The organism is Ruegeria sp. BHSA191 (genome assembly GCF_059613325.1).
Map to the genome: position 1 here is coordinate 1 of NZ_JBXWSH010000027.1, position 19,196 is coordinate 19,196.

The 19,196-nt window shown below is 62.5% G+C and carries 19 protein-coding genes and 1 pseudogene; 8 read left to right on the top strand and 12 right to left on the bottom strand.

Features of this window, described 5'->3' with window-relative positions; all coding sequences use genetic code 11:
• The 4 genes from AC2FNS_RS17420 to mgtE all read right to left on the bottom strand — a co-directional run.
• The coding region (locus AC2FNS_RS17420; RefSeq protein ID WP_496803927.1) for a succinylglutamate desuccinylase/aspartoacylase family protein at positions 1-432 on the bottom strand (432 nt) is incomplete at its 3' end.
• A gap of 3 nt (positions 433-435) precedes the next feature.
• Positions 436-1,341 (bottom strand): 30S ribosomal protein S6--L-glutamate ligase, encoded by a 906-nt coding sequence (gene rimK, locus AC2FNS_RS17425; RefSeq protein ID WP_496681862.1) that lies wholly within the window; start codon positions 1,339-1,341, stop codon positions 436-438.
• Complete coding sequence (locus tag AC2FNS_RS17430) at positions 1,338-1,823, bottom strand: ATP-dependent zinc protease family protein (RefSeq protein ID WP_496681863.1); 486 nt, start codon at positions 1,821-1,823, stop codon at positions 1,338-1,340. The genes rimK and AC2FNS_RS17430 overlap by 4 nt, the downstream gene beginning before the upstream one ends.
• A gap of 3 nt (positions 1,824-1,826) precedes the next feature.
• Positions 1,827-3,200: a magnesium transporter gene (gene mgtE, locus AC2FNS_RS17435; protein WP_496712177.1), complete on the bottom strand. Its 1,374-nt coding sequence runs from the start codon at positions 3,198-3,200 to the stop codon at positions 1,827-1,829.
• An 82-nt stretch (positions 3,201-3,282) separates the two neighbouring features.
• Between mgtE and AC2FNS_RS17440 the strand changes: the two genes are divergently transcribed.
• Genes AC2FNS_RS17440 through AC2FNS_RS17460 form a run of 5 tightly spaced genes read left to right on the top strand, consistent with a single transcriptional unit; the run spans position 3,283 to position 7,456 of the window.
• Positions 3,283-3,570 carry a hypothetical protein gene (locus AC2FNS_RS17440; RefSeq protein ID WP_496687571.1) on the top strand — a complete coding sequence of 96 codons (288 nt, stop codon included), beginning with the start codon at positions 3,283-3,285 and terminating at the stop codon, positions 3,568-3,570.
• Positions 3,571-3,596: 26 nt separating this feature from the next.
• Positions 3,597-4,214: a paraquat-inducible protein A gene (locus AC2FNS_RS17445; RefSeq protein WP_496687569.1), complete on the top strand. Its 618-nt coding sequence runs from the start codon at positions 3,597-3,599 to the stop codon at positions 4,212-4,214.
• On the top strand, positions 4,181-4,816 hold the full coding sequence (locus tag AC2FNS_RS17450; RefSeq protein WP_496712179.1) for a paraquat-inducible protein A: 636 nt from the start codon (positions 4,181-4,183) through the stop codon (positions 4,814-4,816). The genes AC2FNS_RS17445 and AC2FNS_RS17450 overlap by 34 nt, the downstream gene beginning before the upstream one ends.
• A complete protein-coding gene (locus AC2FNS_RS17455) occupies positions 4,813-6,897 on the top strand; it encodes an MlaD family protein (RefSeq protein WP_496712181.1) in 2,085 nt (694 codons plus the stop codon). Before AC2FNS_RS17450 ends, AC2FNS_RS17455 begins: the two co-directional genes overlap by 4 nt.
• A 1-nt stretch (position 6,898) precedes the next feature.
• Positions 6,899-7,456, top strand: a complete 558-nt coding sequence (locus AC2FNS_RS17460) for a PqiC family protein (protein ID WP_496712183.1) — start codon at positions 6,899-6,901, stop codon at positions 7,454-7,456.
• 242 nt (positions 7,457-7,698) lie between these two features.
• Here AC2FNS_RS17460 and gyrB read toward each other — a convergent pair whose 3' ends face one another.
• Positions 7,699-10,116 carry a DNA topoisomerase (ATP-hydrolyzing) subunit B gene (gene gyrB, locus AC2FNS_RS17465; protein ID WP_496687563.1) on the bottom strand — a complete coding sequence of 806 codons (2,418 nt, stop codon included), beginning with the start codon at positions 10,114-10,116 and terminating at the stop codon, positions 7,699-7,701.
• Between the two features lie 125 nt (positions 10,117-10,241).
• A complete protein-coding gene (locus tag AC2FNS_RS17470) occupies positions 10,242-10,814 on the bottom strand; it encodes a TetR/AcrR family transcriptional regulator (protein ID WP_496712185.1) in 573 nt (190 codons plus the stop codon).
• A 97-nt stretch (positions 10,815-10,911) separates the two neighbouring features.
• Here AC2FNS_RS17470 and AC2FNS_RS17475 point away from each other — a divergent pair, with 97 nt between their 5' ends.
• Positions 10,912-11,478 (top strand): carboxymuconolactone decarboxylase family protein, encoded by a 567-nt coding sequence (locus tag AC2FNS_RS17475; protein WP_496687559.1) that lies wholly within the window; start codon positions 10,912-10,914, stop codon positions 11,476-11,478.
• 5 nt (positions 11,479-11,483) lie between these two features.
• Here the strand turns inward: AC2FNS_RS17475 and recF are convergent, their stop codons facing one another.
• From recF to mutM, 6 genes are all read right to left on the bottom strand, one after another.
• Positions 11,484-12,584, bottom strand: a complete 1,101-nt coding sequence (gene recF / locus AC2FNS_RS17480; RefSeq protein ID WP_496712187.1) for a DNA replication/repair protein RecF — start codon at positions 12,582-12,584, stop codon at positions 11,484-11,486.
• Between the two features lie 59 nt (positions 12,585-12,643).
• Positions 12,644-13,765, bottom strand: a complete 1,122-nt coding sequence (gene dnaN / locus AC2FNS_RS17485; protein WP_496712189.1) for a DNA polymerase III subunit beta — start codon at positions 13,763-13,765, stop codon at positions 12,644-12,646.
• Positions 13,766-13,986: 221 nt separating this feature from the next.
• Positions 13,987-15,372: a chromosomal replication initiator protein DnaA gene (gene dnaA / locus AC2FNS_RS17490; protein WP_496712191.1), complete on the bottom strand. Its 1,386-nt coding sequence runs from the start codon at positions 15,370-15,372 to the stop codon at positions 13,987-13,989.
• A gap of 538 nt (positions 15,373-15,910) precedes the next feature.
• Positions 15,911-16,174, bottom strand: a complete 264-nt coding sequence (gene rpsT / locus AC2FNS_RS17495) for a 30S ribosomal protein S20 (RefSeq protein ID WP_005979273.1) — start codon at positions 16,172-16,174, stop codon at positions 15,911-15,913.
• Positions 16,175-16,403: 229 nt separating this feature from the next.
• On the bottom strand, positions 16,404-17,180 hold the full coding sequence (gene acuK / locus AC2FNS_RS17500) for an acryloyl-CoA hydratase (protein WP_496712193.1): 777 nt from the start codon (positions 17,178-17,180) through the stop codon (positions 16,404-16,406).
• A 66-nt stretch (positions 17,181-17,246) separates the two neighbouring features.
• Complete coding sequence (gene mutM / locus AC2FNS_RS17505; protein ID WP_496712195.1) at positions 17,247-18,098, bottom strand: bifunctional DNA-formamidopyrimidine glycosylase/DNA-(apurinic or apyrimidinic site) lyase; 852 nt, start codon at positions 18,096-18,098, stop codon at positions 17,247-17,249.
• Positions 18,099-18,184: 86 nt separating this feature from the next.
• Between mutM and ubiE the strand changes: the two genes are divergently transcribed.
• Entirely contained in the window at positions 18,185-18,937 is a 753-nt protein-coding gene (gene ubiE, locus AC2FNS_RS17510) for a bifunctional demethylmenaquinone methyltransferase/2-methoxy-6-polyprenyl-1,4-benzoquinol methylase UbiE (RefSeq protein WP_496712196.1), read from the top strand.
• 3 nt (positions 18,938-18,940) lie between these two features.
• Positions 18,941-19,196, top strand: a pseudogene (locus AC2FNS_RS17515) (2-polyprenylphenol 6-hydroxylase); the annotation flags it as partial.

A 19,196-nucleotide genomic window follows, 5' to 3' on the forward strand; every position in this document is an offset into this window, starting at 1 on the left:
CGAGTGCAGGTCGATCCCCAGATCGGACCGCGCCGCGATCTCGGTCATGAAAAGATGCGCCAGCCGGGACGCAAGCGATCCATGTTCGCTGCCCGGAAAGACGCGGTTCAGGTCCCGCCGGTCGGGCAGGTAGCGCGAGTGGCTGATGAACCCGAATGTGTTGACGATCGGAACCGCGATCAGCGTGCCCCTGAGCGTGGACAGGTTGGGCGCGCGCAACAGACGGCGAATGATCTCGACGCCGATAACCTCGTCTCCATGCACGCCGCCGCTGACGAACAGCGTGGGGCCATCATACCGGCCATGCACGACATGGGCCGACATGGTGACCGGCGTGTGATCCGACAGCACGCTGACCGGCAGATCCACGGTGAGCCGGGACCCCGGCGCCACCTTGGTTTTTCCGATCGTGAAATGAGGCCGCGTCTTCATGGATCAGCCTTTGCCTTTGGTCTTGGTCGCCCCGGCTTTGGCGTTCTTTTCAAGGAACTCGATCATTTTGCCGGCGATGTCCAGGCCGGTCGCCTTTTCAACGCCCTCCAGGCCGGGCGACGAGTTGACCTCCATCACCACCGGGCCGTGATTGGCGCGCAGCATGTCCACGCCGCAGGCGTTCAGGCCCATGGTCTTGGCGGCGCGCACGGCCGTGGCGCGTTCCTCGGGTGTCAGCTTGACCACCTGCGCCGATCCGCCTCGGTGCAGGTTCGAGCGGAAGTCGCCCTCGGCCCCGGTGCGCTTCATGGCGGCCACCACCTTGCCACCGATCACGATGGCACGAATATCGGTTCCGCCGGCCTCTTTGATGAATTCCTGCAGCATGATGTTCACGCCGGCGCCGCGAAACGCCTCGACCACGGATTTCGCCGACCGGTTGGTATCGGCCAGAACCACGCCGATGCCCTGGGTGCCTTCCAGCAGCTTGATCACGATCGGCGCGCCGCCGGCCAGCTTCAGCACCTCTTCGGTCTGCTTCGGGTCATGGGCGAAGGTGGTGACAGGCAGCCCGATACCGTCGCGCGCCAGCAGCTGCATCGAGCGCAGTTTGTCCCGCGACCGTCCGATCGCCACGCTTTCGTTCAGCGGGTAGACGCCCATCATCTCGAACTGGCGCAGCACGGCCGTGCCGTAGAACGTGACCGAGGCCCCGATCCGCGGGATCACCGCGTCATAGCCCGTGAGCTTCTGCCCGTTGTAGTAGATCTCGGGGCGGCGGCTGGCGATGTTCATGTAGCATCGCAGCGTGTCGATGATGTCCAACTCGTGCCCGCGCTCTTCGGCGGCGGCCTTCAGGCGCTGGTGGGTATACAGTTTGGCATTGCGCGCCAGCATGGCAATTTTCATTGGCTTACCTTTACTCTGCGTTTCCTGGGTTTCTTGCGCAGCAGGTGCGCGCGATTGGTGTGCACGGCGATGGAATGTTGTTTCAGCGCCGCGCGGCCGACGATCATTTGAAACTTCATGTTGCTGCGGTCGGTCAAAGACACATCCAGCGGCCAGGTTTCATCGCCGACCCTGATGGTCGTCCGGATGACGATCCGGTTCTCGGGCACCCCGCTTGTGTTCTTGATGTCCCTCCTTTCCTTGATGGGCGCTTCGATCTTTACGAGGCCGTCGCCAGCCGTGTCCTCGGTCAGAAACGACACCCATTGATGGCCGTCGCGCAGAAACCGTTTGATCTCCATCGCGTGCAGGGCCGAGGTCAGCGCCCCGGTGTCGATCTTGGCCTTGATGTTGTTCAGCGGCAGGTCGGGTAGATCGACGTATTCCATCCAACCTATGATCCGCGTCGTATTGTCCATGGTCCCGTCCTGTTTCTGTTTCATGTGTCACACCAACCACGGCATCAGCAATGTCGCCAGGCTGAGCACGAAGAAGAACCCGGCCATGTCGGTGATCGTGGTCAGCAGCGGCCCGCTGGCGGCAGCCGGGTCCTGACCCAGACGCTTGAGCAGCAACGGGACCACGCCGCCGATCGACACGGCCAGCATTGTGTTCAGGGCCAGCGCGACGCCGATCACGATCCCCAGCGCCGGGTTGCCCTTCCAAAGCCACGCGACCACCCCGATCAGGATACCCAGCGCGATTCCGTTGATGACCCCGACCGAGATTTCCTTGACCCAGACCCTGAATGCATCCATCGGGCGCACCAGGCCAAGGCTGAGTTCGCGCATGGTGACGCCCACCGCCTGGTTGCCGGAACACCCACTCATGTCGGAAACCATCGGCAGGAAGATGGCCAGCGCGATGACGGCCGCCAAAGTTTCCTCATAGGCCGAGATCACGCTGGCCGCGATGATGTTCAGCCCGATATTCGCGGTCAGCCATGCCAGACGGCGGCGCGACCGCAGCATCAGCGGCATCGAGCGCAGCTCGTCGCCCACCACACCCTGACGCTTCAGGCTTTCGCTTTCCGACCGTTCGCGGATCGCGTCGGCCACCGCCGTCCGCGACACCACCCCGATCAGGACGCCGTTTTCATCGACGACCGGCACGCCTAGGAACGGGTGTTCGTCAAACACGTCCTCAAGTTGGTCCAGCGGTGCATCCACGGGAACCGTCAAGGGCGGCACCATGATCGTGGTCAGCTTGTCGCTGCGCTTCGCCGTCAGCAGGCTGCGCAGCGAGACCACACCGACCGCGCGCCCATCCGCATCGACGATATATGGGTGCTGACCACGATACCGCTCGAAATCCTCATCGTCCGATGCCAACTGGCGCAGAACGTTGCCGACGGTCTGATCGTCGCGGAACTTGAACACCTCGGACATCATGAGGCCGCCCGCGGTGTCGTCGTCATAGGCGCTCAGGCGACGGACATCGGCGGCCTCTTCCTCGTCCATTTCTGACAGGATGGCCTCGGCGTCCTCTTCTTCCAGTTCGCCGATCACGTCGGCCTGGATGTCGGAATCCAGCTGCTCGATGATCTCGGCCGCACGATCCGGTTCCAGCCGTTCGACCAGTTCGACGGCCATCTCGTTGGGGGCTTCCTCGATCAGGTCGGCTGCCAGTTCGACCGGTAGGATCTGCAGAACCGTATCCCGCTCCACCGGCGTCAGCTGCAACAGCTCGCGCAGCGCCTCGCTGCTGGTCAGCGGGTCCAGCAAGGCAACAAGATCTTCGGCGCGCGCTTCATCCGCCGCGGCCTTGATCCGCTGGGACAGATCTTCGGGTTCCAGAACGGTTTCTGTTGAATCGGTCATCGTCTCGTTGCCTCGCCTGTTGCGCCCGATGTATATTGGTGATAATTTTTTGTCTATAGGCAAAAATTTTTGGCTAAATGGCATGCAGGAACTGGAACAGGTCGCAGAAAAGCTAGCTGAACTCTATGGGCGGGAATTCGGCGGAAAATCTTCGGGTCGATACCGTATCCCTCAAAAGCTGCTGCGGGAATTGTGCGGGCGTCGGCGTCTCTACGAGGACGACGTGACGGCGTTGTCTCGCGCATTGCTCGAGAAGGGTTATGTACTGATTGATATGGACAGCTTTTTCGTGGTCATGAGTGCGAATTCGTTTGTCAACTACAGGCGGGTGGGCAAGGACGTGTTGCACGGATCGGTTCCACCCGAATGACGGCGCAACCGTTTCAGGGCGGAACGATGAACACTGATGACCTGATTGCCTGTCCCGTGTGCGATGTGCTGCATCGTGACCGGGACGTGCCAAAGTACCGGATCGCCAGATGCGCGTGCTGCGGCTCGGTGCTGGCCGCGCCCAAATCGGGTGCGATGACACGTGTCACCATGCTGTCGGTGACCGCGTTGATACTGCTTGTGGCCGCGGCAGGCTTTCCGTTTCTTGAACTCAACGCGCAGGGGCTGTCGCATCGCGCGTCGGTGTACGATGCCGTTCTGGCATTCTCGCAGGGGCCGATGGCCATTTTGTCTTTTGCCACGGCCTTCCTGATCGTGTTGCTGCCGGCGGCGCGGTTCTGTGCGCTGATCTACACGCTGGCGCCGATGGCCTTGGGGTGGCGTCCCGCCAAACACGCGGTGGAAGTCTATCGTTGGGCGGAATGGATCAAGCCCTGGGCCATGGCCGAGATCTTCATAATCGGGGTGGCGGTTGCGCTGGTCAAAGTGTCGGGCCTGGCCCGGGTCGATTTGGGGCCGGCGTTTTGGTCCTTTGCGGCGCTGCTGGTGGTCACGGTGATGACCGACAGCGCAATCTGCAGGATGACGGTATGGAAAACACTGAAAACGCGCAGCGATTCCTGACCGCCAGCCGCGCAGGGTTCATAGGCTGCCGGATGTGCGGGGCCGTCAACCCCGGGCGCTCCGGGGTTTGCACCCTGTGCGGCAGCGCGATTGCGCCGCCGGATCCGGCCAGCTTGCAAGCCGTTTGGGCCTGGCTGGCTGCCGGGCTGATTGCCTATGTCCCAGCCAATGTCTACCCGATGCTGCGCACGACCACGCTGGGGCACAGTTCGGAAAGCACGCTGATCGGCGGCATTGTCGAACTGTTTGCCCATGGCGCTTTCGGGGTCGGTTTCATCGTGTTTTTCGCCAGCATCTTCATCCCGATCGCAAAATTCGTGGCCATCGGATATCTGGCGATTTCGGTGCGCCGCCCGTCGACTCTGGACAGCCACAGCCGGCTGGTTCTGTTCGAGATTGTCGAGTTCATCGGCCGCTGGTCGATGATCGACGTGTTTGTCGTGGCGATCCTGACCGCGCTGGTCCAGCTTGACTTTGCAGCCAGCATCAGCCCCGGTATTGCCGCGGTAAGTTTCGCATTGTCGGTTGCTTTTACCATGCTGGCGGCCCAGAGTTTTGATCCGCGGCTAATTTGGGCCGCCAACAGCCGGAGCGCTGAATGACCCCCCCTGAACCTGCCGATCTGGATGTTGCGGAACCGCGCCCGTCGATGTGGCGCAACCTGTCGCCGATCTGGCTTGTGCCGCTGGTGGCCTTGCTGGTTTCGCTGGGCGTGGCGTGGAAATCCTATGCCGATCGCGGCATTCTGATCGAGATCACTTTCGAAAACGCCTCGGGGATCACCCCGGATGACACAACCGTCCGCTATCGGGACGTGGTGATCGGCAAGGTCGAGGATGTGGGATTTGCCGATGACCTGTCGCGCGTGTCCGTATGGGCCCGCATCGACAAGGAGATTGCACCCTACCTTGACGAGGACGCGACCTTTTGGGTCGTGCGCCCCGAGGTCAGCGCGCGCGGCGTATCCGGCCTCAGCACCGTCTTGTCCGGCGTTTATATCGAAGGTGCTTGGGATCAGACCACCGGCAAGGCGCGCACCCGCTTCGAAGGTGCCGACAGCCCACCCCTGGCCCACCCCGGTCGGGCCGGCCGGCGGATCACGCTGCGCACCGAGGATGGCCGCATGGTCTCCGAAGGCGCCCCGGTCTTGTTTCGCGGGATCGAGGTCGGACGGCTGGAACGCCCGCGTCTGACGGTCAGTGGCGACAGCATCGTGGTCGACGCCTTCATCGAGGCCCCGCATGACCGCCGCATCAACTCGGCAACGCGGTTCTGGGATTCGTCCGGGTTTTCGGTCTCAATCGGGGCAGGTGGGCTGTCGCTGGACGTGGACAGCATCGCCTCGCTGGTTGCAGGCGGCATCGAATTCGACACGGTGTTCGAGGGCGGCAGGCCGGTCAGTTCCGGCGCGGTCTTCGACATCTACCCCGACGAAGCGTCTGCCCGACGCACGGCGTTCGCCCGGTCGCGATCCGGCGGGGTCGAGGTTGCCGTTGCCTTCGATGAATCCGTTGCCGGCCTGACCAATGGCGCCGCCGTCAAGCTGGGCGGGGTTACGGTAGGCGAGGTTGGCAGTGTCAACGCCGTAATCGAGAACGAAAGCGACGAAGCCGAGGTGCGGCTGGTCGTGAAGCTGTTGCTTGACCCCGCGCTAATGGGACTGCCGCAAGGTGCGGGCGGAGAGGAGGTTTTCGATTTTCTCGAACAGGCCGTCACCAACGGCATGCGGGCTCGTCTTGCCTCGTCCGGGTTGTTCAGTTCCGAGTTGTTCGTCGAACTGGCGACGCTGAAGGATGCGGATCCGGCGGAATTCCAGCGCGATGCCGAGCCGTTCCCGCTGTTGCCAAGCGCACCGTCGGATTTGCCGGATTTCACAGCCACGGCGGAAGGAGCGTTGGAGCGGATCAGCAACCTGCCGATCGAGGAGTTGATTTCCCAGGCCGTCGACACCTTGGCCGGCATCGAGGCGCTGATTTCGGATGAAAACATCCGCCAGGCCCCACAGGCGGCGGTGGCGCTGTTGCAGGACACCCGCGCGCTCGTGTCGGATCCAGAGACGCAGGCCTTGCCGGCCGAGCTGCGGGCGGCGGTTGCCGACCTGCGGTCCATAATGGCCGAACTGGAGCGAGGTCAGGCGGTCGCCAATCTGACCTCTGCGCTGGAACAGGGCAGCACGATCACGGCGAACCTGGCAGCGACCTCGGAAGAACTGCCCGCCCTGGTCGATGAATTCCGCGCGCTGGCTGCCAAGGCCAACGCGCTGGAAGCCGAAGAGTTGATCCAGGCCGCCAATCAGTTGATGTCCAGTGCCGACGCTTTGATCGGAACCGATGACGCCCGTGCGCTCCCCGGGGCGATGGTTGAGGCGCTCGACGAGGTGCGGGCGACCCTGACCAGCCTGCGCGAGGGCGAAATGGTGGACAATGCCAACGCCGCGATGGCCTCGGCCCGCAGCGCCGCCGAAGCCGTTTCGGCGGCGACCGAGGATCTGCCGTCCCTAACCGCCCGGCTGGAGCGCCTGCTTGCCCAGTCCGAAGCCCTGCTGGCCGCTTACGGGGACAACTCGACGTTCAATACCGAGACGCTGAGCGTTCTGCGCGAGGTCAAGGCCGCCGCGCAGGCGGTGTCTTTGCTGGCCCGCAAGATCGAACGGAACCCGAATTCCCTGGTTTTTGGAAAATGACATGAAAAAAGCTGCGATACTGCTTTTGCCGATTGCCCTTTTGTCGGCCTGTTCAGGTGCAAACGATCCGCGCTACTTGATTGCGGCACCTCCTGGGGAGCGCACCGCCAACCTGCGGTCACGCACGATCGAGGTGAGACAGGTCTCGTTGCCGGCCTACGCCGCAGGATCGGATATCGTGGCGCAAGGCGAAGGTGGGGCACTGTTCACGCAAAATCGCGCGCAATGGGCCGATGATCCGGCGCGTGGCATGACCTCGGCCCTGGCACGCGGCCTGAGCGAACGAACTGGCGCAGCGGTCGCGGCCGAACCCTGGCCGCTGAATACCGGTCCGGATGTTCGGCTGGATGTGCGTGTCGATCAGGCCTATGCCCGCGCCGACGGCAATTTCGAATTGTCGGGCCAATACGCGGTCTCATCACCTGAAGGAACCGTTCGCGAGTTCGTGCGGCGTTTCGATATCGTGACGCCGATTGCCGGATCCGGCGCGCCGGCCACTGCCAATGCGTTGGGCCGAGCGCTGGCCGAGTTGTCCAGGCAGATATCGCAAGCGATGTGAGGGGAAGTGGCCGCTGAGGGGCCTCGGGGCAGCTACCTTGATCTAAAAGTACAGGACGCACGATAGTCACGGCGCACCATGAAGCGTGGGATCTACAAACCCTCGCGGGGTGTGAGTATCGGCTTCCAGAAATCTCCCAAAGAACTGGCATGGCGCTCGAGTACGACGCCACGCGCAGACTTTTGGGCAAAGCGCGCAAGCTTATGCGGCGAGCGCAAGCTTATGGGCGGTCATACATCACCTCAGAAATCCAGGTTCTCGACGCTCAGAGCGTTTTTCTGGATGAACTCGCGGCGCGGCTCGACAACGTCGCCCATCAGCTTGGTGAACAGGTCGTCCGCCTCGACCATGTCATCGACACGCACCTGCAACAGCGTCCGCGCGTCGGGGTCCAGCGTGGTTTCCCAAAGCTGATCGGGATTCATCTCACCCAAGCCCTTGTACCGCTGCAGCGACAGACCCTTTTCACCCTCTTCCAGGATCGCGCGCAACAGGTCCAGCGGGCCGTGGATCACCTGTACCCGATCCCGTCGGACCAACGTTGCAGGCAGGCTATAGACCTCTTGCAGGCTCTGGGTGAAGCTGCCGGTCTTGCGCGCCTCGCCGGATCGCAGCATCGGGCCATCCAGCGTCCGCACTTCCTCGACGCCGCGCAGGATGCGGGCCAGGCGGATACCGTGATCCTGCGTGATCCGGCCCTGCCAGCCGCGCTCGTATTCCAGCGCGATCAGGTCCAGCCGCGCAGCGACCTTGTCGGCCACGCCTTGAAGGTCGGCATCCACCGCGCCCGGTACGAAGGCTCCCGCAACCGCGGCCTGTTCCAGGATATGCCGCGGGTAGTGCGTCGGGAATGCATCCAGCACGCGTTTGAGTTGCCGTGCCTCGTCGACCACGCGGGCCAGATCCTGCCCCACGATTTCTTCGCCCGACCCCAGCCTGAGCACCGCGCCCTCGATCCCCTGGTTGATCAGATAGTCGTCCAGAGCGGCCTGATCCTTCAGGTAGACCTCGGACTTGCCACGCGAAACCTTGTAGAGCGGCGGCTGCGCAATATAGAGATAGCCGCCTTCGATCAACTCGGGCATCTGCCGATAGAAGAAGGTCAAAAGCAGGGTGCGGATATGCGCGCCGTCAACGTCGGCATCGGTCATGATGACGATCTTGTGGTAGCGCAGCTTCGAAATGTCGAATTCGTCCCGCCCGATCCCGGTGCCCAGCGCCATCACGAGGTTGCCGATCTCCTGACTGGACAGCATCCGGTCGAAGCGCGCGCGCTCCACGTTCAGGATCTTGCCGCGCAGGGGCAGAACCGCCTGCGTCAGACGATCGCGACCCGTCTGGGCCGAACCACCGGCCGAGTCGCCCTCGACCAGGAACAGTTCGGTCTTGGACGGATCCTTCTCGGAACAATCCTTGAGCTTGCCGGCCAGATAGTTCACGTCCATCGCCGTCTTGCGGCGTGTCAGTTCGCGCGCCTTGCGGGCGGCCTCGCGCGCCAGCGCGGCCTCGATGATCTTGCTGACGATGGTCTTGGCCTCGTTGGGGTTTTCCTCGAACCACTCGGCCAGTTTCTCGTTCATCAGCCCTTCGACCGCAGGGCGCACCTCGGAGCTGACCAGCTTGTCCTTGGTCTGGCTCGAGAATTTCGGGTCGGGCACCTTGACCGACAGCACGCAGGTCAGACCTTCGCGCGCGTCATCGCCGGTAAAGTTGACCTTTTCTTTCTTCGCGATCCCGCTGGACTGGGCATAGTTGTTGATCGTGCGCGTCAGGGCGGCGCGGAAACCGGCCACATGGGTGCCGCCATCCCGCTGCGGGATGTTGTTGGTGAAGGGCAGGACCGTCTCGTGATAGCTGTCGTTCCACCACATCGCGATCTCGACGCCGATCTCGTCGCGCTCGCCCGTGATATAGATGGGCTCGGGCATCATCGGCGTCTTCGAGCGGTCGAGATACTTCACGAACTCCTTGACGCCGCCCTCGTAGAACAGCTCGGTCTCCAGCCGCTCGGCCGGGCGCTCGTCGATCAAAATGATCCGCACGCCCGAATTCAGGAAGGCCAACTCGCGCAGTCGCTTTTCCAGCGTCTCGAAGGAATAGTCGAGGTTCGAGAACGTGTCGGTCGAGGCCAGGAACCGCACCTCGGTTCCGGTCCGGTCGCCACATTCGCCAACCACCTTCAGGTGCTCGGCGGTCTCGCCGCGTTCGAACCGGGCGAAATGTTCCTTGCCGTTGCGCCAGATGCGCAACTCCAGCCAGTCGGACAGGGCGTTTACCACCGACACGCCCACGCCGTGCAGGCCGCCCGACACCTTGTAGGAGTTCGAGTCGAATTTCCCGCCGGCGTGCAGCTGGGTCATGATGACCTCGGCCGCCGAGACGCCTTCTTCGGGGTGGATGTCCACCGGAATCCCGCGGCCATTATCGCTGACCGAGACGCTGGAATCGGCGTGAATCTTGACCGTCACATGGTCGGCGTGACCGGCCAGAGCCTCGTCGATGCCGTTGTCCACGACCTCGTACACCATGTGGTGCAGGCCCGAGCCGTCGTCGGTGTCGCCGATATACATCCCGGGGCGTTTGCGGACAGCCTCCAACCCCTTGAGAACCTTGATAGATTCCGCGCCGTATTCCTGATTTGCCTGTGCGTCTTCGGACATGCCGTCAGTACCTATATTATTTTGGTAACTTATACGTTCTCTGGTGGGGAATGTCACGTCATCCCCCCAGATTTTGTGCCGGTTCTTTCGGGCGCGGGCCGAGTTGCTCGGCCGACCTCAGACGGTCACAACCGATCCAGATCGGCGGCGATGTCAGCGGCGATTTGGCGGGCATCGACATCGCCGCGCTCGGCCGACAGGCGCAGGCCCAAAAGGTCGGATTGATAGCGCGCCGCCAGCCGTTCGGGATCATGGTCGGCTCCGATCTGCCCTTCCGCCTGCGCCTGCCGGAACAGATCGGCGAAACAGGCTTTCATTCGCGACAGATGGGTTGCGGCCAGTTGCGCCAGATCGTGGTCCTTTGCGCTCAACTCGGCATAGGTCTTGGCCAGCATGCAGGCCTTTGCGGGCGCATTCGCAGCCTCGACGACCAAACGCGGCTGGTTTTTGAGCGCACCCAGCGGCCCCAGCTCCCGGGCCAGGGCGTCAAGCCGGGCAATACCTTCATCCGCATAGCGCTCCAGCGTCAGGGCATACAAGGCATCCTTTGACCCGAAGGCGGCGTAAAAACTGCCTGGCTTCAACTTCAACGCACGCTCGAGATCCTTCAGGGACGTGCCCGCCCAGCCCTGACGCCAGAACAGGTCTCGGGCCTGCGCGATCAGCGCGTCACGGTCATAGGCAGGTTTGCGGGGCATGTGATCACCAATTTTTGAACGATTACTCAAATATATACTTGAGTGATCACTCAATAAAGCCTATTTCGGACTCAGCCGCCAGAAAAGGAGACCCGAAATGGCCGAATTCCCCTCGCATGACCTGAACACCGCCCCCGAAGGCTCAAAACCCCTGCTCGAGAAATCGCAGGCCGCGTTTGGCCGCCTGCCGGGCCTGCACAAGGTCATGGCCGAAAGCCCCCAGCACCTTGAGGCCTATCAGGTTCTGCACCACCTGTTCCTGCAGACCGATTTCGACAATGACGAGAAAACCGTCGTCTGGCAGACCATCAACGTGGAAAACGAATGCCACTATTGCGTTCCGGCCCATACCGGCATCGCCAAGATGATGAAGGTGTCGGACGAGATCACCGAAGCGCTGCGCAATGAAACCCCGCTGCCCTCGCCCAAGCTCGAGGCGCTGCGGACGTTCACGCTTCAGGTGATGAACCAACGCGGCAACGTGACCGACGCACAGTTGCAGGCGTTCTTCGATGCGGGTTATTCGCACCGCGCTGTTCTGGACGTGATCCTGGGCCTGGCGCAGAAAACCATGTCGAACTACGTCAACCACATGGCCCGGACACCGGTGGACGAAGTGATGCGTCCGTTCCTGTGGGAACGCAAGGTCGGCGAGCCGGCCTGATCCGGTCAGGCGGGGGTGACGGTCGAGCCGTCACCCGCGTCATTGACCACAAAAGACTGCGCCCGATCGCCCAGTTCGGTAAACAGCTCGGGGCCTGTTCCGGTCATCCAGGCCTGCGCCCCCAGCGCGCAGATTTCATCATACAGCGCCGCCCGGCGGTCTGCGTCCAGATGGGCCGCCACCTCGTCCAGCAACAGGATCGGCGGCGCCCCGACCTGCGCGGCCAGTGCCCGCGCATTGGACAGAATCAGCGACACCAGAAGCGCCTTCTGCTCTCCGGTCGAACACTCACTGGCCGCAACGCCTTTGGCCGCATAGACCCCGTGCAGATCCGACCGGTGCGGCCCCACCAATGTGCGCCCCGCCGACAGGTCGCGGAACCGGCTTTCGGCCAACGCCTCCAACAGATCCTGCGCGCTTTCGGGCATGTCCCCTTCGGACTGAACAAGTTCCAGTTCCGCCGAGGGAAAGGCGGTCTCGGCCTGTTCCTGCGCTGCGCGCAACTGCGCCAGAGCACCCAGCCGCGCAGTATGAATGCGATGCCCGGTTTCGGCCATCTGTGCCTCGAGCGCCGCGTACCAATGCGCGTCACGCACCTGCTCTTTCAGCAGGCGGTTCCGTTCGCGCATGGCCTTTTCATAGGTCAACGCCGCCTCGGCATGGCTTGGGTCGAAACTCAGCGTCACCCGGTCCAGAAAGCGCCGTCGGCCTTCGGCGCCTTCGATCCAAAGCCGGTCCATCGCGGGCATCAGCCAGACGACCCGCGACAGCTTGCCCAGATCGATCTGGCTGGCTGCCTTTCCGTCGATCCGAACCTGCCGCGCCGCACCTCCCTCCGACCAGGTTTCGATCTCGGACCGGCGGCCCTGAACGTCCAGCAGACCGCTCAGCTTCCAGCCCAGCGCCTCGGGCCGGCGCGTCATCTCGGCGGCACTGGCCCGGCGCATGCCGCGGCCGGGCGAAAACAGGGATACTGCTTCGAGGATATTGGTCTTGCCGGCCCCGTTCGGTCCGTACAAGGCCACCGGCCGCCCGTCCAGCGCCAATCGCGCCAGCTTGTGCGACCGAAAATGCGAAACCTTCAATTCGGTCAGGGCCAAAGCCATGACCCCTCCCTTCATCCTTGCACAAACACGCGCTCCGGACGCACCCCGCGCCCGCGCGATCAGACGCGCATCGGCATCACGACATAGACCGCGCTCTGGTCATTGCCTTCGCGCATCAGGGTCGGGTCGCCCGCCGAGTTAAACAGGAACACCGCGTTCTCGCGGTCCACCTGGCTTGCGATTTCCAGCAGGTATTTGGCGTTGAACCCGATTTCCAACCGTTCGTCGCCATAGGCCACGGCCAGTTCTTCCTCGGCCGCACCGCTGTCCGGCGCATTCACCGACAGGACCAGCTTGTCGTTTTCCAACTGCAGTTTGACCGCACGGGACCGCTCGGACGATACGGTGGCCACCCGGTCGACGGCCTGGGCAAATTCTGCCGCGTCCACTTCCAGCTTGCGGGTGTTGTTCTGCGGAATCACGCGGGTGTAGTCGGGGAAGGTTCCATCGATCACCTTCGAGGTCAGCGTGATGTCGGGCGTGGCAAAGCGCACCTTGGTTTCGCTGACCGACACCGCAATATCCATGTCGTCATCTTCCAAAAGCTTGCGCAGCTCACCCACCGTTTTGCGCGGAACGATCACGCCCGGCATGTCCTCGGCCCCCGCCGGAAGATCGGCGTCAATCCGGGCCAGGCGGTGGCCGTCGGTGGCCACGCAACGCAGAACCTTTCCGCCTTCGGGGCCATCGGCCACATGCATGTAGACACCGTTCAGGTAATACCGCGTCTCTTCGGTCGAGATGGCGAATTTCGACTTGTCGAACAGCCGCCGCAGCAGGGCCGCCGAAGCGGTGAAGTTCGACTGGTACTCCGAGGACGCCATCACCGGGAAATCCTCTTTCGGCAGGGTCGCCAGCGAGAAGTTCGACCGCCCCGCCTCGACCGTCAGTCGCCCCGCCGCGCTGTCGGCGGTCAGCGTGACCAGCGCGCCATCGGGCAGCTTGCGCACGATCTCGTGCAGGGTCGTGGCCGCAACCGTGGTTGCACCCGCCTTCTCGACCTGCGCGGGGGCCTTGTCGACCACCTCGATATCCAGATCGGTCGCGCGGAACAGAACCTGATCGCCCTCGGCCTCGATCAGCACGTTGGCCAGGATTGGAATCGTGTTGCGGCGTTCCACAACGGATTGGGCCTGCGAAACGGCCTTGAGCAGCGTGCCGCGTTCGATGCTGATCTTCATACCCTCAATTCCTCTGATTTGAGTGCTTACATGGGCGGGACTGGCAAATTAGCGGTTCAGCCCTGAGGCACAAGGATTTTTTACCGTTTTCTGTGTCGGAACGTGCAAACCGTCAAGGTCCCGCGCAGCCCTGCACTGCAGTTCCGGGGAAATCGTGGAAAAATGCGCACAGAAAAACCGCCCCCGCGCAGGGCCGGGGCGGTTTGCCGAATTGCAGGGGCTCAGGCTTCGAGCGCGCGGCGCAGCATCTCGACATCTTCGGCGATCTGACCGTCGGTCAGCTTCAGCTCTTCGATGCGTTTGACGCCGTGCATGACGGTGGTGTGGTCGCGCCCGCCAAAGCGGCGGCCAATCTCGGGCAGCGACCGGCTGGTCAGCTGCTTGCACAGATACATCGCCACCTGACGCGGCCGGGCATAGGACCGCAGGCGTTTCGGCCCGATGATGTCGGACAGGCGAATGTTGTAATAGTCGGAAACCTTGCGCTGGATCTCTTCGACGGTGATCTTGCGCTCGGAGGCGCGCAGCACGTCGGCCAGACAGTCCTGCGTAAGCTCCATGTCGATCTCGCGACCGACCAGCGAGGCAAAGGCGAACAGCCGGGTCAGTGCCCCTTCCAGAACGCGCACGTTGGTCGAGATGCGATGGGCCAGGAATTCCAGAACGCCATCGGCGATTTTCAGATCGGGATAGGTTTTGGTGTGTTGCTGGACCTTGGTCTGCAGAATGCCCAGGCGCAATTCGTAATCGGTGGGATGCAGGTCAACCACCAGGCCGCATTGCAGGCGCGACTTGACCCGCTCTTCCAGGTCCTTGATCTCACCCGGCGCGCGGTCGGCCGAGATGATGATCTGCTTGTTCTGATCCACCAGCGCGTTGAAGGTGTGGAAGAATTCCTCCTGCGTCGAATCCTTACCGGCGATGAACTGCACGTCATCGACCATCAGCACGTCGACCGAGCGGAACAGGTGTTTGAAATCCATCATTCGGCGTTCGCGCAGGGCCTGTACGAAGCGGTACATGAACTGTTCAGCCGACAGGTACAGCACGTTTAGCTCGGGGCGTTTGGTCTTCAGCTCCCACGCGATGGCGTGCATCAGGTGCGTCTTGCCCAGTCCGACGCCGCCATACAGAACCAGCGGGTTGAAGGTGACGGGGCCGCCTTCCGAAACACGGCGCGCGGCGGCATGGGCCAGTTCGTTGGGCTTGCCGACGACGAAGCTGTCGAAGGTAAAGCGCGTGTCCAGCGGTGCGGCCTGCAACGACTCGAGCGCATCATTCGCGACCGACGCTTCAACCGGCATGTCGATTTCGGCAGGCTGGGGCTTGTTTTCCACGGCGGGGGCTGCGGGGCGTGCGGGCGAATTCGCGGCCACGCGGAACGCCAGGCGCTGGACCGATTCTCCGGCCGTGTTCAGTTCGTACAGGATGAGGTCAGCGAAATTCTGGCTGACGTAGTTGCCCATGAAGTTGGTCGGAACTGAAAATACGGCCACGCCACCTTTCAATTCCTGAAATTCCAGAGGTTCGATCCAGGTCGTAAAATTGTTCCGGCCCACAGCCTTGAGCAATTTATTACGCAGTTGTCCCCATTTTTCTTGTGTCATCCAGCGCCTCACGCATCCCATCTTTATTGGCCAGCCGGCCTTTTTTGTAACCGGTCTCCCGGCTCTTTCGCGTTCACTCGACAACAACTTCCGGCTCGCCAAAACCGGTCGGTCTGGCGTCAGAAACGTGCTTTCCGCCAACGCTCTGTTCTGGCACATCCGAATCCACGGATGCTGGGCCGGCAGAGCGCGCCACAGATTGCAATTTATTGACAGGGCCAAGATCACCGGCAGACCCGAGATCCCGAGCAGATCGACGAACCCGGCAGAACCGGTCGCCGACATTCGTCCCCGAACCCTTCCGATGCCCGTCGGTCAGATCGCGGAAACAGCCTGTCCCCCCAAGCGAGTGAATCGCTGAATATGTCGTAGCAAGAGGCAGAGGGGCCGGGCAACGAAACTCTGATATTGACTCGGGTCTTCGGGCGAAAGAATCTCTCGGTTTTGTGAAGGCGCGGCATTCTGGCAACAACGCAAAAGGCGCCGCACGGGGCGACGCCTTTTTGTTCGTAAATCGTCAACGATTGTTGACGTAAAGTCAGCCCAGCGCTTTGACCCGTGCCGACAGGCGCGACATTTTGCGGGCTGCAGTGTTCTTGTGGAACACGCCTTTGGTGACGCCGCGCATCAGTTCGGGCTGGGCCGCGCGCAGGGCTGCGGTTGCGGCTTCCTTGTCGCCGGATGCGATTGCTTCTTCGACCTTGCGCAGGAAGGTGCGGATGCGCGAACGACGTGCTTTGTTGATTGCATAACGCTTCTCGTTCTGACGAGCGCGCTTCTTTGCCTGGGGCGAGTTTGCCATGTGTCTCTGACCTTTGTTCGGTACGTTTGTCTAGGGTTGCACGTCACGGATATCCCCGCACCGGATCAGAAATCACGAGTGTGAATCGGGCCAAGCGGGCCGCACGCGCATGTATGGTCGCGGTCAATAGCCAAGTTTTCAGGCTTTGCCAAGCCGATTCTCGGCCTTGTTGTCCGCCAAGAAAAAGGCGGGCAGCGCCCGCCTGATCCAACGGTCCTCTCGGCGCCACCTATTTGTCGCGGAACTGGGCCGCGCGCTTTTCAAGGAATGCGGCCATGCCCTCTTTCTGATCCTCGGTGGCGAACATCGAGTGGAACACGCGCCGCTCGAACAGCATGCCCTCGCTCAGCGGCACCTCGTAGCTGCGGTTGACCGCCTCTTTCGCGGCCATCGCGGTCAGCAGCGATTTCTCGGCGATCTTCTGGGCCGCGCCGGTCGCCTCTTCGATCAGCTTCTTGGCCGGCACCACGCGCGACACGAGGCCCGAGCGCTCGGCCTCCTCGGCATCCATGAACCGGCCGGTCAGGTTCATGTCCATCGCCTTGGACTTGCCCACGAACCGCGTCAGGCGCTGGCTGCCGCCCATCCCGGCGATGACGCCCAGATTGATTTCCGGCTGGCCGAACTTAGCGGTGTCTGCGGCGATGATGAAATCGCACATCATGGCCAGCTCACACCCGCCGCCCAGCGCATAGCCCGCAACCGCCGCGATGATCGGCTTGCGGATCGCGGTAATCCGGTCATTGGCGTCTGCGAAAAGGTTGCTGGTGTAGACATCGACAAAGCTCATCTCGGACATCTCCTTGATGTCCGCGCCTGCGGCGAATGCCTTTTCCGATCCGGTGATGACGATGCAGCGCACCTTGTCATTGGTATCCGCGTCCTCGAGCGCCTCGCACAGCTCACCCAGAAGCTGAGTGTTCAGCGCATTCAACGCATCGGGTCTGTTGAGCTTGATAAGGGCGACGTGGTCTTCGATTTCGACGATGATCGTCTCAAAAGCCATGAGGTCTGAGCTTTCGGTTGTTCCGTTCAGGTCCAATTCCTTACCACGCGAAAAACTCGGATCAAGCTATCTTTGGCATTGCGCGCAATAGAAGGTCGACCGCCCCGACTGGGTGATTCTGCGGATTTCGGCCCCGCAGCCCTCGGTCCGGCAGGGCTGGCCCTCGCGCCCGTAGACGTCGAAACTGTGCTGAAAATATCCAAGCTCTCCATCGGCTTGCCGGAAATCGCGCAGTGAGGATCCACCGGCCTCGATGGCCTCGGTCAGCACCGTCCGGATCACCGGAACCAGGGCTCCGACACGCCCGGCCGAGATCTGACCCGCCTTGCGACGTGGCGACACTCTGGCGCGGTAGAGCGCCTCGCAGACATAGATGTTTCCTAGCCCGGCAACGATTCTCTGATCCAGCAGCGCCGCCTTGACCGGTGTGGACCGGCCGCGGAAGGCGTCGATCAGATAGGTTTCGTTGAAATCGTTGCCCAGCGGTTCCGGCCCCAGCACGGCCAGCAGCTTGTGCTGCTCGGCGGTGGCCGTGGGCATCAGATCCATCGCCCCGAACCGGCGCGGGTCATTGAAGGTGATGCGCGCACCATTGGCCATGTGAAACACCACGTGGTCATGCTTCTGCGGCATCGGATGATGATGTACGAACTGTCCCAGCGGATCGCCCGACACGGTCATGCGGCCCGACATGCCCAAGTGAATCAACAGAGTCTCGCCGCCGCTCAGATCGGCCAGGATGTATTTCGACCGCCGCCGCAGACGCTCGACCCGCTGGCCGGTCAACCGTTCGGCCATCCGCTCGGGGAACGGCCAGCGCAGATCGGGGCGGTTCACGTCCGCCCTTTCGATAACCACGCCTTCCATCGCCGGGGCAAGGCCGCGTCTTACTGTCTCGACCTCGGGCAATTCGGGCATTAGACGGCTCCTATTCCAAAGGGCCGCATTGTGCCCCGGTTTCCAGGCCCTATAACAGAGACGAAATTCGACGAACGGCAAGGCTTATGTCCGACAACAGCGACAAGACCACTCATTTCGGTTTCGAAACCGTCCCCGAGGCCGAAAAGGCCGGGCGCGTGCAGGGCGTATTCAACTCGGTCGCGTCGAAATACGACGTAATGAACGACGTGATGTCGATGGGCATCCACCGGGTCTGGAAGGACGCGATGATGGACTGGCTGGCGCCACGCCCTGGCCAGCGCCTGTTGGACGTGGCGGGCGGTACGGGCGACATCTCATTCAGGTTCCTCAAACGCGCGGGCCACGGCCATGCCAACGTTCTGGATCTGACCGAGCCGATGCTGATCGAGGGCCGCAAGCGCGCTGAGGCTGCGCAGATGGCCGACAGCCTGGACTGGGTGGTCGGCGACGCGATGGCCCTGCCCTTCGAGGACAACACCTTCGACGTCTACACCATTTCCTTCGGCATCCGGAACGTGACCCGCCCGCAAGAGGCTCTGAACGAGGCCTACCGCGTGCTCAAACCCGGCGGGCGACTGATGGTGCTGGAATTCAGCCAGCTGCCCAATGACGGGCTGCAGAAACTCTATGACCTCTACAGCTTCAACGTGATCCCGCGCATGGGGCAGCTGATCGCGAATGACCGCGACAGCTATCAATACCTGGTTGAATCGATCCGCAAGTTCCCAGATCAGGATACCTTTCTGGGCATGGTGCGCGCCGCCGGGTTCGAGAACGCGAAATACCGCAACCTCAGCATGGGCATCGCCGCCCTGCATTCCGGCTGGAAGATCTGACGCATGCGCGGCCCCCACAACATCATCCGCCTGATCCGTACGGGCGCCACGCTGGAACGCACCGGCGCCATGAACGTGGTGCTGGACGCGTTCGAGGCTCCGCGCGCGTTGCGGATCCTTGCCCACACCTTAGGCAAACCGTTCCAATGGCTGGGCTACAAGGGCGACCCGAACATGCCGCCGGCCACCCGGGCGCTGACCGCCCTGGGCCCGGCCTACATCAAGTTCGGTCAGGTCCTGTCCACGCGCCCCGATGTCG

Bases quoted from the DNA above. Each gene is read 5' to 3' on its own strand.
- gyrB (WP_496687563.1), bottom strand. From the start codon at position 10,116: ATGTCCGAAGACGCACAGGCAAATCAGGAATACGGCGCGGAATCTATC.
- mgtE (WP_496712177.1), bottom strand. From the start codon at position 3,200: ATGACCGATTCAACAGAAACCGTTCTGGAACCCGAAGATCTGTCCCAG.
- AC2FNS_RS17470 (WP_496712185.1), bottom strand. From the start codon at position 10,814: ATGCCCCGCAAACCTGCCTATGACCGTGACGCGCTGATCGCGCAGGCC.
- dnaA (WP_496712191.1), bottom strand. From the start codon at position 15,372: ATGACACAAGAAAAATGGGGACAACTGCGTAATAAATTGCTCAAGGCT.
- AC2FNS_RS17460 (WP_496712183.1), top strand. From the start codon at position 6,899: ATGAAAAAAGCTGCGATACTGCTTTTGCCGATTGCCCTTTTGTCGGCC.
- recF (WP_496712187.1), bottom strand. From the start codon at position 12,584: ATGGCTTTGGCCCTGACCGAATTGAAGGTTTCGCATTTTCGGTCGCAC.
- mutM (WP_496712195.1), bottom strand. From the start codon at position 18,098: ATGCCCGAATTGCCCGAGGTCGAGACAGTAAGACGCGGCCTTGCCCCG.
- dnaN (WP_496712189.1), bottom strand. From the start codon at position 13,765: ATGAAGATCAGCATCGAACGCGGCACGCTGCTCAAGGCCGTTTCGCAG.
- AC2FNS_RS17455 (WP_496712181.1), top strand. From the start codon at position 4,813: ATGACCCCCCCTGAACCTGCCGATCTGGATGTTGCGGAACCGCGCCCG.
- AC2FNS_RS17450 (WP_496712179.1), top strand. From the start codon at position 4,181: ATGGAAAACACTGAAAACGCGCAGCGATTCCTGACCGCCAGCCGCGCA.
- ubiE (WP_496712196.1), top strand. From the start codon at position 18,185: ATGTCCGACAACAGCGACAAGACCACTCATTTCGGTTTCGAAACCGTC.
- AC2FNS_RS17430 (WP_496681863.1), bottom strand. From the start codon at position 1,823: ATGAAACAGAAACAGGACGGGACCATGGACAATACGACGCGGATCATA.
- rimK (WP_496681862.1), bottom strand. From the start codon at position 1,341: ATGAAAATTGCCATGCTGGCGCGCAATGCCAAACTGTATACCCACCAG.
- AC2FNS_RS17445 (WP_496687569.1), top strand. From the start codon at position 3,597: ATGAACACTGATGACCTGATTGCCTGTCCCGTGTGCGATGTGCTGCAT.
- acuK (WP_496712193.1), bottom strand. From the start codon at position 17,180: ATGGCTTTTGAGACGATCATCGTCGAAATCGAAGACCACGTCGCCCTT.
- AC2FNS_RS17440 (WP_496687571.1), top strand. From the start codon at position 3,283: ATGCAGGAACTGGAACAGGTCGCAGAAAAGCTAGCTGAACTCTATGGG.
- rpsT (WP_005979273.1), bottom strand. From the start codon at position 16,174: ATGGCAAACTCGCCCCAGGCAAAGAAGCGCGCTCGTCAGAACGAGAAG.
- AC2FNS_RS17475 (WP_496687559.1), top strand. From the start codon at position 10,912: ATGGCCGAATTCCCCTCGCATGACCTGAACACCGCCCCCGAAGGCTCA.